The organism is Alteromonas sp. MB-3u-76, assembly GCF_002831605.1.
GTDB lineage: Bacteria > Pseudomonadota > Gammaproteobacteria > Enterobacterales > Alteromonadaceae > Alteromonas > Alteromonas hispanica.
The window spans coordinates 592150-609344 of record NZ_CP025115.1 but is presented as its reverse complement, the minus strand read 5'-3'; the positions used below and the strand labels follow the sequence as shown (position 1 = coordinate 609344).

General features: G+C 44.5%; 15 protein-coding genes. 10 read left to right on the top strand and 5 right to left on the bottom strand.

Annotation, left to right across the window (positions count from 1 at the left end):
- Positions 1-40 precede the first annotated feature (40 nt).
- Positions 41-3838 (bottom strand): bifunctional proline dehydrogenase/L-glutamate gamma-semialdehyde dehydrogenase PutA, encoded by a 3798-nt coding sequence (gene putA, locus CW735_RS02685; RefSeq protein ID WP_100970881.1) that lies wholly within the window; start codon positions 3836-3838, stop codon positions 41-43.
- A 469-nt stretch (positions 3839-4307) separates the two neighbouring features.
- On the opposite strand from putA, the gene CW735_RS02680 reads away from it, so the two are divergent.
- The 10 genes from CW735_RS02680 (at position 4308) to rpoS (ending at position 13700) form a co-directional block, all read left to right on the top strand.
- Positions 4308-5930, top strand: a complete 1623-nt coding sequence (locus tag CW735_RS02680) for a methyl-accepting chemotaxis protein (RefSeq protein ID WP_100970880.1) — start codon at positions 4308-4310, stop codon at positions 5928-5930.
- A gap of 176 nt (positions 5931-6106) precedes the next feature.
- Positions 6107-7822 carry a TIGR03545 family protein gene (locus CW735_RS02675; protein WP_100970879.1) on the top strand — a complete coding sequence of 572 codons (1716 nt, stop codon included), beginning with the start codon at positions 6107-6109 and terminating at the stop codon, positions 7820-7822.
- A 95-nt stretch (positions 7823-7917) separates the two neighbouring features.
- Complete coding sequence (gene ftsB / locus CW735_RS02670) at positions 7918-8208, top strand: cell division protein FtsB (protein WP_071978578.1); 291 nt, start codon at positions 7918-7920, stop codon at positions 8206-8208.
- Positions 8209-8213: 5 nt separating this feature from the next.
- Entirely contained in the window at positions 8214-8951 is a 738-nt protein-coding gene (ispD, locus tag CW735_RS02665; RefSeq protein WP_100973154.1) for a 2-C-methyl-D-erythritol 4-phosphate cytidylyltransferase, read from the top strand.
- A complete protein-coding gene (ispF, locus tag CW735_RS02660) occupies positions 8942-9415 on the top strand; it encodes a 2-C-methyl-D-erythritol 2,4-cyclodiphosphate synthase (protein WP_100970878.1) in 474 nt (157 codons plus the stop codon). Before ispD ends, ispF begins: the two co-directional genes overlap by 10 nt.
- The gene (gene truD, locus CW735_RS02655) at positions 9412-10482 is read left to right on the top strand and encodes a tRNA pseudouridine(13) synthase TruD (protein WP_100970877.1); all 1071 of its coding nucleotides are present in this window, start codon (positions 9412-9414) and stop codon (positions 10480-10482) included. The genes ispF and truD overlap by 4 nt, the downstream gene beginning before the upstream one ends.
- Before the next feature lie 65 nt (positions 10483-10547).
- The gene (locus tag CW735_RS02650) at positions 10548-11183 is read left to right on the top strand and encodes a protein-L-isoaspartate(D-aspartate) O-methyltransferase (RefSeq protein WP_100970876.1); all 636 of its coding nucleotides are present in this window, start codon (positions 10548-10550) and stop codon (positions 11181-11183) included.
- Positions 11180-11758: a YqaA family protein gene (locus CW735_RS02645; protein ID WP_100970875.1), complete on the top strand. Its 579-nt coding sequence runs from the start codon at positions 11180-11182 to the stop codon at positions 11756-11758. The genes CW735_RS02650 and CW735_RS02645 overlap by 4 nt, the downstream gene beginning before the upstream one ends.
- Before the next feature lies 1 nt (position 11759).
- Positions 11760-12626: a peptidoglycan DD-metalloendopeptidase family protein gene (locus CW735_RS02640; protein ID WP_100970874.1), complete on the top strand. Its 867-nt coding sequence runs from the start codon at positions 11760-11762 to the stop codon at positions 12624-12626.
- 81 nt (positions 12627-12707) lie between these two features.
- Entirely contained in the window at positions 12708-13700 is a 993-nt protein-coding gene (gene rpoS, locus CW735_RS02635; protein ID WP_071978572.1) for an RNA polymerase sigma factor RpoS, read from the top strand.
- A gap of 91 nt (positions 13701-13791) precedes the next feature.
- Here the strand turns inward: rpoS and folA are convergent, their stop codons facing one another.
- The 4 genes from folA to rplU form a co-directional block, all read right to left on the bottom strand.
- The gene (gene folA / locus CW735_RS02630; protein WP_071978571.1) at positions 13792-14298 is read right to left on the bottom strand and encodes a type 3 dihydrofolate reductase; all 507 of its coding nucleotides are present in this window, start codon (positions 14296-14298) and stop codon (positions 13792-13794) included.
- Positions 14299-14386: 88 nt separating this feature from the next.
- Positions 14387-15556 carry an Obg family GTPase CgtA gene (cgtA, locus tag CW735_RS02625; protein WP_071978570.1) on the bottom strand — a complete coding sequence of 390 codons (1170 nt, stop codon included), beginning with the start codon at positions 15554-15556 and terminating at the stop codon, positions 14387-14389.
- 247 nt (positions 15557-15803) lie between these two features.
- Entirely contained in the window at positions 15804-16061 is a 258-nt protein-coding gene (gene rpmA / locus CW735_RS02620; protein WP_071978568.1) for a 50S ribosomal protein L27, read from the bottom strand.
- Between the two features lie 15 nt (positions 16062-16076).
- Positions 16077-16388: a 50S ribosomal protein L21 gene (gene rplU / locus CW735_RS02615; RefSeq protein WP_032095642.1), complete on the bottom strand. Its 312-nt coding sequence runs from the start codon at positions 16386-16388 to the stop codon at positions 16077-16079.
- Positions 16389-17195 lie beyond the last annotated feature (807 nt).

Below are 17195 nucleotides of genomic sequence, written 5' to 3'. Positions count from 1 at the left end.
AGCGTTCAAGCTGGCGTTTTTGTCTCTTAGTGTCTAAAGACTATTCGTCATCTTCAACCATGGTCATCAACGATGTGTTACCGCCAGACGCTGTGGTGTCGATACTTATCGCTTTCTCTGTGACCAAACGCTGAATAAGGTGGTCATTATATTCAGCACTGATAACTGGCAATATAGCGCCCTCTCTTGACGAAAGCATGGCCGTGATACGTGCCGTACGCTCTGTGCTTGAGTCTACTACTACGCCAGACAAGTCTTCATCCATCAACAAGCTATCTAAATGAGCAAGGCGTGCCACTTGGAATAAACCTTTCGGGGCACCTGTTGCTTCAAACTTGTTCTGAATTTCTACGGCTTCATCGTAGAAGATTTTAGATACAACAGAAACAACGGGGTTACCAGTTGAAAGTGCCGTTACAATCGACAGTAACCAATACTCAAAGGTAACTTCCTTATCCGCAAAACAAACCAATATTCCTCGAGGCTCGAGGTAAAGCTTGTTCGACTCACCCGTTGGTCCCGGCAGCACCTGAGGTTTGGCCAATTTACGCTCAATGCTGGTTAACTGCTGACGCGCTGTGGCAAGAGTGCGGTTTAAATCGTCTGCAAGCTCATCAACAATGTCCACCTTGGCAATTTTCGCTAGCAGCTGACGCACCATTGAAATACGATCATTCAACGCAGTATGTCGCCACTGTGTTTCCACCGCTTTCGCCTTGTCCATCATAACCTGGGCACGCTCAGCAATTTTTTCATCACCCACAAGCGCTTCATCGGTTCCGTCAACATCATCTATGTGTGATGGTTTAGGCGTTGCGCGCTCCATGAGGAGTCGCGGTAGATAGTTTGGACCACCTGCTTTTGGACCCGTACCAGATAGACCTCGGCCACCAAATGGCTGAACACCAACAATAGCGCCAATCATATTCCGGTTAATGTACACGTTACCCGCACGGCTCTTCGCAGCTAGCTCATTGGCACGCTCTTCTATGCGCGAGTGAATGCCCATGGTAAGCCCATAACCTGTACCGTTTATTTGCTCTAGTACGTTATCTAACTCTTTAGCTTTGAAGCGCACCATGTGAACCACTGGCCCGAACACTTCTTTTTCAAGCACATCAATATTGTCAATTTCGTACAGCGTTGGTGGGAAGTAAGTACCATTTTCTGCATTTGCCGGCATTTCATTGCGATGCAGTACTTTACTCTTACCTTCCATAAACGATGCGTGGTCAGTAAGGCTCTTCAGTGCTTTTTCGTCAATAACAGGACCTACATCAGTAGACAACTGCGTTGGCTCACCTACGGTAAGTTCTTTCATTGCGCCAATTAACATTTCGGTTAGCTCATCGGCAATCTCTTCTTGTACAAATAGAACTCTTAACGCTGAGCAGCGCTGTCCGGCGCTTTGGAAACCCGAGTGAATAACGTCGTCTACCACCTGCTCTGGAAGCGCGGTAGAATCCACAATCATACAGTTTTGGCCGCCGGTCTCTGCAATGAGTGGAACCTGTTCGCCACCACGCTCTGCTAGCATTTGCGAGATTAAGGTGCCGGTTTGAGTAGAGCCGGTGAACATAACTGCCTTCACACGCTCGTCAGGAAGCAAGGTATCACCTACTTCTTTCCCAGGTGAAATAATCAGTTTAAGGGCGTCTTCTGGCAAACCAACAGAGTGCATTATGTCTACAGCGCGCTTCGCTACCATACTTGTTTGTTCAGCAGGCTTAGCTATAACAGTGTTACCTGTTACCAATGCAGCAGCAACCTGACCTAGGAATATGGCTAGTGGAAAGTTCCACGGGCTGATACACAGCACCACACCCCGTGGCACAAGTCGTTGGTCTTCCGCTAACTCTTTGCCTCTAACCGCATAATAACGGCAAAAATCTACTGCTTCACGCACTTCATCAATACTGTCTTGCGCAACTTTGCCCGCTTCACGCATACAAATAGCAATAAGCTCTGCCATGTGACGTTCTAACGCGTCGGCCGTACGCTCTAGAATTTCAGCGCGCTCTTCCACATCCATCTTCGACCACGCATCGAAGCCAGCGTTTGTTTCATCAAGCGCTTTAAGCATGTCCTCACGCTTAGCGTAATAGTGGTAGCCTACGATATCGTTTTTATCAGCTGGACTTACAACTGGCGTTGCGCCTTCAGGAACACCGTCGGTAACTTTGTAATAGTCTTGCCAGCGTTCTAACTCGTGCTTAAGCGCCGTAACCGCGTTAGTGTCGGTAAGATCTAAACCTCGAGAGTTGTCGCGCTCTGGTGCGTACAGCCCTCGCGGCGTTTTAATCAGCTTATTGTAACGAACCTTCAATCGCTGAGTTTTTTCCACTGGATCTTCAAGTAGGGTTTCCACTGGCTTTTCATCGTCAACAATAGCGTTTACAAACGATGAATTAGCGCCATTTTCTAATAGCCTGCGCACAAGATAGGCCAGCAAGTCTTCGTGTTCGCCAACTGGGGCGTAAACGCGACATTGAATTTTGTCATCCTTCACCACTTGGTCGTAAAGGGTATCGCCCATTCCGTGAAGGCACTGGAACTCGAACCCTTCTTTGTCGTCGCCAGCTAGCTCAACAATAACCGATGCAGTGTAAGCGTTGTGGGTGGCGAACTGTGGATACAGGGTGTCGCGATATTCAAGCAGTCTGTTAGCGCATGCATGATAAGACACGTCTGTTGATGACTTACGAGTGAATACGGGGAACTCTTCTAAACCAGCTTGCTGTGTGAGCTTGATCTCAGTATCCCAATAGGCGCCTTTCACTAAGCGAACCATAAGAGGACGGCCTACTTCTAGAGTAAGTACTCGCAAGTGCTCAATTACGTGAATGGCTCGCTTTTGGTAGGCTTGTACCGCAAGACCGAATCCAGTCCAGCCGTCTAGGTCTTTATCGCGGAAAACAGCTTCAATGATATCAATAGACAGTTCAAGACGGTCAGCTTCTTCAGCATCTACTGTAAGGCCGATATCGTGCTCTTTTGCCATCATACACAGCGCTTTCAAACGCGGCGGAATTTCTTCCATGGCACGCTCGCGATGAGAAAATTCAAAACGAGGATGTATAGCCGACAGCTTTACTGAGATACCCGGTGAACGTTTAGGGCCTCGGCCGTTTGCGGCTTTGCCGATAACTTTTATCGCTTTTACATACGAATCGTAGTAACGGTCTGAATCTTTCATAGTACGAGCGGCTTCACCAAGCATATCGTATGAGTATACGTAGCCCTTGGTTTCTTTCTCTTTCGCTCTCTCTACTGCGTCCTCAATGGTTTCGCCCATAACAAACTGACGACCCATAACTCGCATAGCAATGTTCATAGCTCTACGAATAACCGGCTCACCTAAACGACCCAGTGTCTTTTTCAACAAACCAAATTGTTCAGTTTTGCGCTTGTCTGCATAGTTCACCATATTTCCGGTGAACAGAAGGCCCCATGCAGATGCATTCACAAATAACGAATCTGAGTTGCCTAAGTGTGGTGTCCACTGCCCTTTAGACAGCTTGTCGCGAATCAACTCATCTTGCGTCGCTCTATCTGGCACACGCAGTAAGGCCTCGGCTAAGCACATCAATACAACACCTTCCGCAGTAGAAAGTGAATATTCATTAAGCAGTGCGTCAACGCCACCATGACCCTGTTGTTCACGGCGAATTTGCAGCACCATTTTCCTTGCTCGTTCCCACGCCCTACTTCTTGCACGAGGGTTTACCTCTGCAATGGGTAAAATTTGATCGACGGCTACCGACTCGCTGATGCGGTAGTAGTCTCGGATACGCTGACGTAGTGGCGAAGTTGTATGGAGTGTATCGTTTATGAGCATTGCAACCCTTTCATAGAAATAGCTGTAACAAAAAAAAGCGTTTCCGCCGTAAAAATGACGCCTACGGTTACATGGAAATCGCAAGAAAACAAGTGAAGTCGGATCTTCACGTTTGCACCTTTATACAGTTTAAACTTCGCACTGCTAAATGAAGATCAAGCTGTCTGGCAAGAAGCGCCGATAATAGCACAATAAAAATCGCCGCAAAGCCTTTCCAGTCATGACTTTCAGCCGTTTACTACCGAGCCAAACTGTTAACGTGAAATTCACATAAAAGACGCAGATTACGATTCTTTAAAACGCATTTTTTTATTAAGAGTAATAGGTCATAAAAAACGACTACACTTAAATGTCGCTGTTAAAAATGTATCGCTGTATTTGATAAAAGGAGACTAGGCAGTTTGAAACTTGCGCCCACGTTTGACCTTATGACAAACGCCTAAAATAACGATTAAATGGTAAATGTATTATGTGGTTAAGAAATTTTAGCTTGTACCAACGCCTTGGAATAATTGTCGCGCTGATAGCACTTCTTTTTATAGTGCTTACTGGCATAATTTTAAACCGGCATTACCAAGCTCTTAAAGATAAGTCGTATAGCGAAAACAAACATCTTGTTGAAGTTGTGCATACCATGTTGCAAAGCTTTGACGCCATAGAGGGAATTTCGGAGTCTGAGGCAAAAGAAAAAGCACTGGCCGCTGTAAAAACACTTAGGTACGACGAAGGAAACTATTTTTGGATCCAAGATTCAACGCCGACTATGGTAATGCACCCTCTTAAACCCGCATTAGATGGCCGTGATTTACGTACTTTTAAAGACGGTAATGGAAAAGCTTTTTTCGTCGACATGGCAAATGAAGTGAAAGCCCAAGGAGATGGCTTTGTTGACTATGTGTGGCCCCTTCCCGGCGAAGATGAACCCACGGAAAAAATTTCTTACGTTAAAGAGTATTCTCCATGGGGATGGACTATAGGTTCAGGTATTTATCTCACCAACCTTAACGCTGAATATGCTCACCTGCGTAATCTTATAATTGTGTTTTGTGTCATCAGTGTAATTTTAGTGGTAGCACTGATTTACATCATTGGCGGCAGTATCGTTAAGCCGGTACAAGAAATTGCAGAAAGAATGAAAGACATCTCTCAAGGTGAAGGCGATTTAACCCGCTTTTTGCCTGAAAGTGGTCAAGACGAAGTCACCCGAGTGGCCCGTTACTTCAATCAATATACCGACAAAATGCGCCAGTCTTTAATTGGTATAAGAGACAATATTTCGCAGTTAAACGAGCAAGCTGAGCGTGTTCAAAATTCTAGCGACAGCAGTAACAAACAAGCACAAACGCAGAATGAAAATATGATGCAAGTGGCCGCAGCCATGGAGGAAATGACGACACAAATAAGAGACGTGAGCTCTAACACCGACTCTGCAGAGAAAAGTACCAGTAGCGCTAGAAGCAACGTTCAAAACGGTGCGTCTGTAGTGAAAAGCACCGTAACCGATATTCACTCACTAACGGCGGACATTGAGAGCGTATCAACGGTAGTTACCGAGCTTGCCGCCCAAACCGAGAGCATTGGTGCAGTACTTGACGTTATTCGAGGTATCGCAGATCAAACTAACTTATTAGCATTAAATGCTGCCATAGAGGCTGCGCGCGCTGGTGAACAAGGTAGAGGCTTTGCGGTGGTTGCAGATGAGGTGCGTACTTTAGCGAGCAGAACCGGACAAAGTACTGATGAAATTCAAACTATGATTGAAAAATTACAGCACCACGCCAAAAGTGCCGTAGATGCTGTAACAGTGAGTCAATCTGCTTCAACGAAAACAGTAGAACGTGCAGCGCAAGCTAATGACAACTTGCAAGAGGCGGACAGGCTTATGACAGATATTGCCAATATGAGTAGTCAGATAGCTAGGGCGACGGAACAACAGGCCGAAGCCGCCAACGAAGCAAACATGCGAATAAACGCATTGTCTGGAGCCGCAGACAATAGTCTGCGAACGGCAGATGAATTAGCGGCATCTAGTCAAGCGCTGCGCGCAAGCTGCTTAGCGATTATGGACATTGCTAATCGCTTTAAGTTGTAAAGTCACAGCCAAACTAGCTGAGGGGCAGCAGAGATCGTTGATTTGCTCAGCCCCTCTTTTTAGCGAAATACGGCTTCTACTTTGATAACACTTATGTATGGAACTGTTCTTGGTAGTACATTACACTGAACGGACGAGGTTATCCTCGCCAGTAAAGTAGAATCAAGGAGAGAGATATGAGTAGTAACGCTAAGGGCAAACCTATATTACTTTGGGTTGTCGGTTTTTTTGTCGCCATTTTTGCCATTTACTTTTTGTTCGCCAATACAATTATAAAAGCAGTGTTGGAATCTAAGCTTGGTGAGTCTTACGGCGCCGAAGTAAACATTGAAAGCTTTGATCATTCTCTTTTCCCCACCACGGTAACTTTAGAAGGTATAGCCCTTACAAATCCTACTAAGCCCTCGCACAATCAAGTGTTCGTTGGCAATGCAAACGCCGACGTTGAGCTTGCGCCACTGCTCAGTGATAAAGTTATTGTTAACAACCTCAATCTTCTTGAAGTGCAGTTTGATACCGAGCGGAATGCGCCCGGCGAAGTATACAGAGTACCCGAGCGCTCTCTTTCTTTTGATGAAATAAAATCGAAAGCAAAAGACGCAGTACCATCTGTTGATGAATTACTAGAACGAAACCCGTTAAAAACTACGGCCGCTGTGGAAGATGCGAAAGCCGCTTATGAAACGTACGGTAAAGGATTAAAAGAAGACTATGAGTCGCTCCCAGACAAATCGCGGATTGACTATTACAAAACTCAAATCGCTCAGCTACAAGAAACCGATTACAAAGATCCACAAGCTCTGGTTCAGGCAAAGTCTGCATTTGAAAAACTGAAAGAAGAAATGCAGGCCGATCGCGCGTTAATATCAGACTTCACCGATAAAGCATCACAAGCAAGAGATGCATTGAGTGACAGCGTAGAAGCATTGAAGAATGCGCCGCAGCAAGACTATGCGCTGCTAAAAGGTGTTATAGCAGGAGATCAGGCAGCACTATCTCAGGTCACCTATTTTGTATTTGGCGATAAAGCTGCTGAGTACACAGAGTATTTAATGGCAGCGATGCAAATTGTTATGCCACTTATTCAGGGCGAAGAAAAAAGCGAAGCTCCTGCAGATATCCCTTCTATATTGGTGAAAGAAGCGAATGTTTCTGTACTTTGGCAAAACGAATCTATTAAGAGTAAATGGAACAATATAACCAACGTACATGAGGTGTTCGGAAACCCAACTACCTTCACTATTGAGGCGGCGGGTGAACTTCTTAAATCGTTTACGTCTAGCGGTGAATTCTTTATTGACAGTGACGGCGTAGATGCAAGTCAAAAGTGGTCGCTTGCCGGTGTAAATATGTCGAATATACCTTTATCAGGTAATGAGTCATTAACAGCGGTGCTGACTTCAGCGCTTATGCAAACTACTGGTTCTATGCAGGTAACCGACAACAAGCTAGCTGGCAGCGGAAAAGTGAACCTTCAACAGCTCGTTATGCAAGCTGCGGGAGAAAGTGATACCACCAAAGCTATTGCGCAAGCGTTAGAATCGCTATCAAGTTTAAATATGGATATGTTGCTTGATGGCACGCTTGCTAACCCAGACTTTTCCATTAAATCTGACCTGGATAACCAACTCGCGCAAATGGCGCTATCTGGACTGACTGCGTCGCAGCAAGATAAGTTAGATGAATTAAATCAGAAATTAAATGCCATGGTTGGAGACGAACAGTCGTTACTTACTAATGAGCTGGGAGATATTGGCAGTATGCTCAGTGCGGCTCAGGGTGACAGCAATGCGCTTCAAGAATTGCTAAAATCGCAGTTAAGCAACGTGGTTGAAGAACAAAAAAATAAATTGTTCGATAAATTAAAAAGTAAGTTTGGCAAAGAAGAATAAAGCGTCTTTGACTCAAACTTGGTAATCGGCATAATAGCAAAGCGCAGGCAAACGCCTGCGCTTTCTTTGCGCTCAATGAACGGTTAGGTGAATGTGTGTTAAAAGGTAAATGGCTTCCCATTTTGCTGTTACTATTTTTTGGACTGCTGCAATACCGACTTTGGTTTGGTAAAAACAGCATTCCCGATTACTACAGCCGGAAAGCGGAAGTACAGACACAAGCCCTACAAAACGCCAATTTAGCTCAACGCAATGCTTTGCTAAACGCTGATATTAACGATTTAAAAATTGGTTTAGAGGCAATTGAAGAAAGAGCACGTAACGAGCTGGGATTAATTAAGCAGGGAGAAACTTTTTACCGAATTCTTCCTGCAGATTCGAAATGAAAACAATGACAATGCCTCGTGTTATAGCGGTAATTCCCGCCGCAGGGGTTGGCAGCAGAATGCAGGCTGACCGCCCAAAGCAGTACCTTACCATTGCAGGTAAAACAATATTAGAACACACCCTAGACGCCCTATTGACTCACCCAAGCATTCACAGCGTGGTACTTGCTGTTAGTCCTGATGATATTTATTTTTCCAACTTAGATATTAAAGAGAACAAGCGGGTTGATGTAGTTCATGGAGGAAAAGAGCGCGCTGACAGTGTGTTAAATGGAATAATGCACTTGCAACATGATGACTGGGCCCTTGTACACGATGCAGCTCGCCCCTGTGTATCGCATAAAGACATTACTGCGTTACTAAGTCTCATTGGCGATAACACCGTTACAGGCGGAATTCTTGCCACGCCGGTACGTGACACAATGAAAAGAGCAGCGATAAGCGAAGATGTCCCACACCAAAATCAGCTCAATGTGATATCTCACACTGAAAGTAGAACCAATTTGTGGCATGCTCTTACTCCACAACTGTTTCCCGCACAATTATTACGCGAGGCCTTACAAAAAGGGCTTTCAGATGGCGTCAACATTACTGATGAAGCATCGGCTGTAGAATACGCGGGATACAAAGTGGGTATGGTTAACGGCAGCCCTGCTAATATTAAAATTACGCACCCTGCAGACCTGCCCCTTGCAGAATTCTATCTTCAACAACAATTAGAGGCGCGAGTTGCATGCGAATAGGACACGGATTTGACGTTCACAAGTTTGGGGGTGAAGGCCCTATCGTTGTTGGCGGCGTCAAAATTGAGCACAGCGAAGGACTCATTGCGCATTCCGATGGCGATGTATTATTGCACGCACTGTGCGACGCAATTCTGGGTGCTGCAGCACTGGGCGATATTGGTAAGCACTTCCCCGACACAGATGATAATTACGCTGGTGCCGACAGCAGAGTTTTGCTTAGACATGTAGTTAGCGTAGCAAGAGAGAAAGGCTACAAGCTCGTGAATGCCGATATGACTATTGTGGCGCAAGCGCCAAAGATGGCGCCTCACATTGACAAAATGCGCGCATATATTGCACAAGACTGCGATGTTCAAATTGACGATATCAATGTAAAAGCCACCACAACCGAAAAGCTTGGATATACAGGCAGAAAAGAAGGGATTGCATCACACGCTGTGGTGTTGTTAGAAAAAGCATGAAGCCATTACACACCGATCACTGGCAATACTATTTTGCCAAGCCTGTCTCTACCGGCATTTTTAAATTTCAAGCTGACGATTTTCAGGTAGTAGAAGACTTAGGCTACGAGCCCTGCGGAGAGGGTGAGCATCAATTCGTTTTTATCGAAAAAACAAATACCAATACTGCCTTTGTTGCAGAGCAGCTAGCAAAATTTGTCGGCCTTCCTCTGCGGCAAATAAGCTATGCAGGTAGAAAAGATAAGTACGCAGTTACCCAGCAATGGTTTGGCATACACGCGCCAGGAGTAGATGATTTCGACTTTAGCGATTGGCAACTTGATGGTGTCAAAGTTATAAAACAAACTCGACATAATAAGAAGTTACGTACTGGGCAACTCAAAGGTAATCACTTTACCATCACGCTACGCCAGGTTGTGCATCCAGAAGCGATTATCGAACGCCTAGAACAGATAGCTATTCATGGTGTACCCAATTATTATGGTGAACAGCGCTTTGGCGTTATGCGTTTGAATGACATGGGCGAAGTGCAGCGAGGTGGAAACCTGGTTATGGCTGAGCGCATGGTAAATGGCGAAACGATACGCCACAGAAACAAGCGGTCTATGGCACTGTCCGCTCTTCGCAGCTGGCTTTTTAATGAAGTGCTTTCTCATCGACTGGAACAGAACACCTTCGACACCGTGCTTCTTGGCGACGCACTTGTATTAACCGGCTCAAACAGCTTCTTCATTAATCGGGAAAATGAGCAAGAAAGTCAGTCTCGCTATGAAGACAAAGATGTATGCCCGTCTGCTCCACTGTGGGGTAAAGGACAATTAGCTACCGAGGCTAAGGCAGCGGAAATTGAAAATGCTGTCGCTAATGAACACCCTGAGGTCACCACCTTTCTAAGGGAAAATGGGTTTGAACACGAGCGTCGCGCCATAAAAATTTGGCCTAAAGAATTAACATGGCAGAGTAAGGGAGATTCGTTTACGATTTCTTTTAGTTTGCCAACGGGATGCTTTGCTACATCTGTATTGCGCGAATGCGTGGAAACACTGTCTCCGATTAACCGCGTTTAAGCAGACAAACATTTATAAATAAAAAGCGTGGCTAACACTAACAATATAGGAAAGTACGCAAGATCATGAGAGCTTCTAGAAAAGGAGACGCATTAGCGCAGCTGCTTTATAACGAGGGAATACGTTCACAAGCTGTGTTAAATGCCATTGCTGGTACGCCGAGGGAGGCTTTTCTTCCAGACGCATTAAAACACAAAGCCTATCAAAATACGGCATTGCCCATTGGCCAAGGCCAAACAATTTCGCAACCTTACATAGTAGCGAAAATGACCGAGCTTTTGCTAGAGAGCCCAAATAAGCCTGAAAAAGTGCTGGAAATTGGCACGGGCTCAGGTTACCAAACCGCGATCCTGGCGCAGCTTTTTACGCAAGTATTTAGCGTTGAACGCATAAAATCGTTGCAGTTTCACGCTAAGCGTCGCATGAATCAGCTAGATTTACATAACATTGCTATGAAGCATGGCGATGGCTGGAAAGGCTGGGAGTCGAAAGGATTATACGACGCCATTATTGTAACCGCTGCAGCAGCGAGCTTGCCCCAATCTTTATGCGAACAATTAAAAGAAGGTGGCAGACTCATTATTCCAGTTGGAAACGAGCAACAGTCGCTGCTATGCATTGATAGAGTGGACGGCGAGCTGCAAACTAAGACTATTGAGTCTGTACGTTTTGTCCCTCTCGTTGCTGGAGAATTAATGTGAAGCTTTTTGGGCCTCTCTATGACATGGCAATTCGCTGGGCAAAACATAAACATGCCGCAAAATATTTAGGCGGGCTAAGTTTTTCAGAGTCTGTTTTCTTTCCTATTCCCCCTGACGTTATGCTAGCGCCTATGGCGCTGTCTCAACCCTTACTTGCATGGCGGTTTGCATTAATCACCACTGTAGCATCTATTGTTGGAGGCATCGCGGGCTACTGGTTAGGTTTTTTCGCATTCGAAGCGTGGTTAGCTCCCCTTATTGAATCTTGGGGCTATACACACAAAATTGAAACTGCCACAGGTTGGTTCGAAATCTACGGTGTTTGGATTGTTTTCTTAGCGGGTTTCTCCCCTATACCGTATAAAATATTCACCGTAAGCGCGGGTTTTTTACAAATGGCGTTTTTCCCCTTTGTGATTGCTTCGGCAGTAGGACGGGGTGCCCGCTTCTTTTTAGTGGCGGCGTTAATGCGTTGGGGAGGCGCGCCCATGGAGCAAAAATTACGTCAATATGTTGAGGTACTAGGATGGTCTGTTGTGGCGATTGCTGTTATCGCGTACTTAATATTGCGATAAAATGAAAAACAGCACTTTTAGATGCTTTTTCATTTACTTATTTTTAACAATATTGGCTGGATGTGCAGGTAGACAGGCACCTGCTCCGGTTGTTCTTCTCAACAGCCAAGTTGAGAGTGGTAGTGAAGAATACACTGCTAGTACCTACGTAGTAAGACCTGGAGACACGCTTTACGCCGTTGCCTGGTTTACAGGAAATGACTATCGTGATATTGCAGAATTTAACAAAATTTCAAAGCCTTATACCATATTTCCGGGTCAAGAATTACGTTTAACTGCACCTATCGTAAAAAACCCTACCCGCCATCAAACTACCAACAAGACCACTCGGTCTACACATCCGACCTCACAACCATTAGACAAAAGATCCATTGACCCACCTAATCCTCAAGCGTATGTTGATCGTAAAGAAAATGTTAAACCACAAAATGTTACAAGCGTCAAGAAACCGGTCACAAGTGTCAAAAAGACATCACCGAAAGGGTTTCCAGATAGAGTAAAGACGTGGATGTGGCCTGCTGAAGGCAAGGTTGTTGATACCTTTAGCAAAGCTGAGTCTGGTAACAAGGGGATTGACATTGCTGGTGCAAGAGGCAGTAATGTGGTTGCAGCAGCAGACGGTAAAGTTGTCTACGCCGGTAGTGCATTAAGAGGATACGGTAAGCTTGTTATAGTTAAGCACACCGACACTTTTCTCAGTGCATATGCATATAACGACTCCATTTTGGTAAAAGAACGAGAATGGGTGTATGCTGGTCAAAAAATAGCCACCATGGGCAGTAGCGGCACAGATTCGGTAAAACTTCATTTTGAAGTTAGGTATCGCGGTAAGTCACTAGATCCGCTGCGATACCTGCCAAAGAAGTAACAATATAAAAAAAAATAAATAATAATAAGAAAGCGACAAAGGAGAAACGTCATAAGGTAACCTTTAAGCAGGAGATTCACCATGGGTAAGTCAAATAAAGCCTTAGAATCAAAATCTCAAGATGACTTAGAAGTCATTGATATACCAGATGAAGTTAAAATAGAAGATGCAGTATCCGATGATATTGAAGCGGAAAGTGACACTGCAGTTTTTAACCAAAACGAGCAACCAAAAAATTTAGATGCCACTCAATTATACCTAGGCGAGATAGGCTTCTCTCCACTGCTCACTGCAGAAGAAGAAGTATACTTTGCCAGACGGTCTCTCAAAGGCTGTGAAGCCTCTAGAAAGCGTATGATTGTTAGTAATCTTCGCCTTGTAGTAAAAATCGCAAGACGATACAACAACCGTGGCCTGGCCCTCCTTGATCTTATTGAGGAAGGAAACTTAGGTCTTATTCGCGCTGTCGAAAAGTTCGACCCAGAGCGAGGCTTCCGTTTTTCAACTTATGCTACGTGGTGGATTAGACAAACCATCGAACGGGCCATAATGAATCAAACGCGCACTATTCGACTGCCTATCCATGTTGTCAAAGAGTTGAATGTTTACTTACGTGCATCTCGTGAACTGTCTCAAAAGCTTGACCATGAGCCTACTGCAGAAGAAATTGCAATGGCACTAGACAAGCCTGTTGAAGACGTAACAAAGATGCTACGACTAAACGAGCGTATTACTTCAGTAGACACCCCGATAGGCGGAGAAAGTGACAAAGCGCTGTTAGATATTATTGCTGATGAAAAAGAATATAGTCCTGAAGAGACACTTCAAGACAACGACATCAAAGGCAATATAGTTACTTGGCTTGAAGAGCTAAACCCTAAGCAACGAGAAGTACTTGCTCGTCGATTTGGGCTATTAGGCTATGAGCCATCAACACTTGAAGATGTGGGTGCAGAAATTGGGTTAACCAGAGAACGCGTTCGTCAAATTCAAGTAGAAGCTCTGCGCAGACTGCGTGATATGTTGAGCCATCAAGGGCTTTCGCTAGAAAGTTTATTCGATCAAATGAAATAGATATAAATTGGTGTAATAGAAACCAACTATACAGGGCAGCGTAGTATTTACGCTGCCCTGTTTTTTTGTGGGCTGCTTCAACTCTTCAATATCACGCAGACCGGCGCTGAAAAGTTACAAAGGTATAAGCATATTTATTTTTTTCGTCGGGCGCATGGGCTTCCCGTTCAGTTTCAACCCAATCTCCCTGAGACCGAAAATCTGGAAACTGGGTGTCTCCAGCAACTTTAAGATCGATAAAAGTGAGATACAGAGTATTAGCTAAAGGCAATAAGGCGTTGTAGATAGTACCACCACCTATTATCATTACTTCATCATTGCTTCCACACTGTGCTTTAGCTGCTTCTAAGGCTTCAGCCTGAGTATGCACTACCGTTGCATCTTCAAGTGTATAATCTTTATTACTTGTCAGAACTATATTTGGTCGCCCCGGTAAAGCACGGCCAATAGATTCATAGGTTTTTCTACCCATTATGACCGCTTTGCCCATTGTAACAGCCTTAAAATGTTTCAAGTCTGCTGGTAAATGCCATGGCATGTCGTTATCTGCACCGATAACTCGGTTTTCGGCCATTGCGGCAATCATTGATATCTTCATCTTATTCTCACTACAAACACGGTTAGTGGATATTACATACAAAAAAGCACGACATAAATCGTGCTTCTATTGAATTTATTTTTAAGCTTTAGCGACGATATTCAACATCAACGTCGTAGTCGTCTTCATCCCAGTCCTCATCATCGTCTAAATCGTCCATGAGATCATCATGAGCATCTAACGTGTTGCGATGGTATGTATCCCATTTGAACTCTACTTCTTTCTTCTCTTCCTCTTGCTCAGCTTCCGCAGGAAGAGTTTCAATGAAGTTCATTACATCGTTGCAAAGCGGATCGAGGTTAATTTTCTGGAACGCAGAAATTTGATAAACAGGGCCTTCCCAGCCTAGCGCATCAACAACTTGCTGACACCTTTCTTGTGCTTCTTCCTCAAGCAGCAAGTCTACCTTGTTAAAAACAAGCCAGCGAGGCTTCTCAGCAAGCTTAGGGCTGTATTTTTCAAGCTCTTGTACTATTGCTTTAGCGTTTTGTGCTGGGTCACTCTCATCTACTGGATAGATATCAACCACGTGTAGCAAAATACGGCAGCGCTCTAAGTGTTTTAAGAATTGAATACCTAAGCCAGCACCTTCTGCAGCGCCCTCGATAAGACCGGGTATGTCGGCTACAACAAAGCTTCGCTGAGAGTCTTGACGTACCACACCTAAATTAGGCACTAAGGTAGTAAACGGGTAATCGGCTACTTTCGGCTTGGCAGCTGAGACTGAGCGAATAAAAGTAGATTTACCCGCATTTGGCATACCTAATAGGCCAACGTCTGCTAGCAACATAAGCTCAAGCTTAAGGTTGCGAATTTCCCCCGGTGTGCCATTCGTCTTTTGTCGTGGCGCACGGTTGGTACTGCTTTTAAAACGCGCATTACCTAAGCCGTGAAACCCACCCTGAGCAACCTTAAGCTTTTGTCCGTGACGGGTAAGATCGCCAAGAACTTCTCCTGTATCGCAATCTGTTGCGCGAGTACCAATTGGAACACTAACTTCTAAATCTTGTCCCTTGCGCCCAATGCAGTTAGCACCTTGACCGTTTTTACCGCGCTCTGCACGGTGAAAACGTTCGAAACGATAGTCGATTAATGTATTTAGGTTTTCATCAGCAACAAGAAATACGCTGCCGCCGTCACCACCGTCGCCACCATCTGGTCCGCCTTTAGGTACGTACTTTTCCCTTCTAAAGCCAATTACGCCGTTGCCGCCATCTCCGGCTTCAACACGAATTTCAGCTTCATCTACAAATTTCATTTATCACTCCGGGCAACTTTGCCTTGGGTTGTTACTAATTCTAAGAACCCTAAGTTTACACCACAATAAGCGCTTTCGCGTAACGGTATGCTTAAGGATTTAAAAACATTCGACCTGTGTCTCTTTAATAAAGACGCGCTTTCAATACGCACTTTCGTATACAACGTCAAAAAATAAGGTCTCATAAAACAAAAAACCCCGCAAACGCGGGGTTTTTGAAAGCTTTCTTGGCTAGTTAGCGCAATGCTTACTCGCCTACGATGCTTACAAACTTACGGTTCTTCGGTCCTTTAACATCGAACTGAACTTTACCGTCTTTAAGTGCAAACAACGTGTGGTCTTTACCGATACCCATGTTGTCACCAGCGTGGAAACGTGTACCACGTTGACGAACAATGATGTTACCAGCAAGAACAGATTCACCACCAAAGCGCTTAACACCTAGGCGTTTACTCTCTGAATCACGACCGTTTTTGGTACTACCACCAGCTTTTTTGTGTGCCATGTGTTCGTGCTCCTCTTATGCGTTGATACCAGTGATTTTCACTTCCGTGAACCACTGACGGTGACCAGCTTGCTTGCGCGAGTGCTTACGACGACGGAACTTAACGATAGTTACTTTATCGCCACGACCGTGTGTTACCACTTCTGCAGTCACCTTACCACCAGCAACGTTTGGTGTGCCGATTTTTACGTCGTCACCGTTGCTTACCATTAAAACTTTGTCAAATTCAACCGTTTCGCCTGGGGCTACTTCGATTTTTTCAAGACGAACGGTTTGGCCTTCGGCCACACGGTGTTGTTTACCGCCACTTTGGAAAACCGCGTACATAGTTAACTCCGCTCTGCGTCCACTGACGCGTCAATTCAAAAAACAGGGCGCAAATTCTACGTGAAACATCTGTAAATCACAAGCCCGATTCGTAGAAAAAATGATTATTTTTCCAACATGGAGCGAATTATGCCTCAATTGCTTATTTGATGCAGCTTACAATCGCGTAAATATGGATAAAATTTAAAAAAATTGTGCGTTACATCATTAAAAATCTACTTTCTTCACCAAGTGAAGGTAGTCAATTTTGGTGCTGAAAACACAAATTTCGAATATCTAACTTAAAATTGATCATTTTGATCTTCGTGCTTATTACTTTGCCTGCATGACAACCTACATGGACAACGCGATCCCTTTTTACAAAGCTACGATCCGAGAAAAATAGTGGTTACATTTCTTACAAACACGGCTAAGTCTGGAGCAAAACGCACAACGCAGAGAAAAATGCTTAAAGCAGAATTCACAAAGTATCAAAAATAACGGCTTTAACAAAAATTGTAGTATTAGAGGCCAAATGTCTAACTCTTCTCGTTTTTCTGATATTTTCTTTGCCCCTTTTTCTATTTTCTCCCCTTATTCACTGCTTTTTTCTCTCTGTTTTCTGTTCTTTACTCTCTATTGGCAGCCTAGCATTCATCAGCGAAGTTTTTTAAAACGGTATGCTAACGGTTTGTTCTATTGGCTAAATAGCTGTAGTAAATACAGAGGCGCAAAGTTCTAACATGCTTAAGGAGCAATTTTTGACGGGTATATCAATGATTACATTTCAATTGCGTTAAACTGTCATTTTTTAAGACAATTTGGTGG

What these genes read in the sequence shown, in the direction of transcription:
- CW735_RS02680 (WP_100970880.1), top strand. Translation starts at nt 4,308, where the DNA reads ATGTGGTTAAGAAATTTTAGCTTGTACCAACGCCTTGGAATAATTGTC.
- CW735_RS02675 (WP_100970879.1), top strand. Translation starts at nt 6,107, where the DNA reads ATGAGTAGTAACGCTAAGGGCAAACCTATATTACTTTGGGTTGTCGGT.
- rpmA (WP_071978568.1), bottom strand. Translation starts at nt 16,061, where the DNA reads ATGGCACACAAAAAAGCTGGTGGTAGTACCAAAAACGGTCGTGATTCA.
- CW735_RS02640 (WP_100970874.1), top strand. Translation starts at nt 11,760, where the DNA reads ATGAAAAACAGCACTTTTAGATGCTTTTTCATTTACTTATTTTTAACA.
- ispD (WP_100973154.1), top strand. Translation starts at nt 8,214, where the DNA reads ATGACAATGCCTCGTGTTATAGCGGTAATTCCCGCCGCAGGGGTTGGC.
- rplU (WP_032095642.1), bottom strand. Translation starts at nt 16,388, where the DNA reads ATGTACGCGGTTTTCCAAAGTGGCGGTAAACAACACCGTGTGGCCGAA.
- CW735_RS02650 (WP_100970876.1), top strand. Translation starts at nt 10,548, where the DNA reads ATGAGAGCTTCTAGAAAAGGAGACGCATTAGCGCAGCTGCTTTATAAC.
- cgtA (WP_071978570.1), bottom strand. Translation starts at nt 15,556, where the DNA reads ATGAAATTTGTAGATGAAGCTGAAATTCGTGTTGAAGCCGGAGATGGC.
- ispF (WP_100970878.1), top strand. Translation starts at nt 8,942, where the DNA reads ATGCGAATAGGACACGGATTTGACGTTCACAAGTTTGGGGGTGAAGGC.
- rpoS (WP_071978572.1), top strand. Translation starts at nt 12,708, where the DNA reads ATGGGTAAGTCAAATAAAGCCTTAGAATCAAAATCTCAAGATGACTTA.
- putA (WP_100970881.1), bottom strand. Translation starts at nt 3,838, where the DNA reads ATGCTCATAAACGATACACTCCATACAACTTCGCCACTACGTCAGCGT.
- truD (WP_100970877.1), top strand. Translation starts at nt 9,412, where the DNA reads ATGAAGCCATTACACACCGATCACTGGCAATACTATTTTGCCAAGCCT.
- folA (WP_071978571.1), bottom strand. Translation starts at nt 14,298, where the DNA reads ATGAAGATATCAATGATTGCCGCAATGGCCGAAAACCGAGTTATCGGT.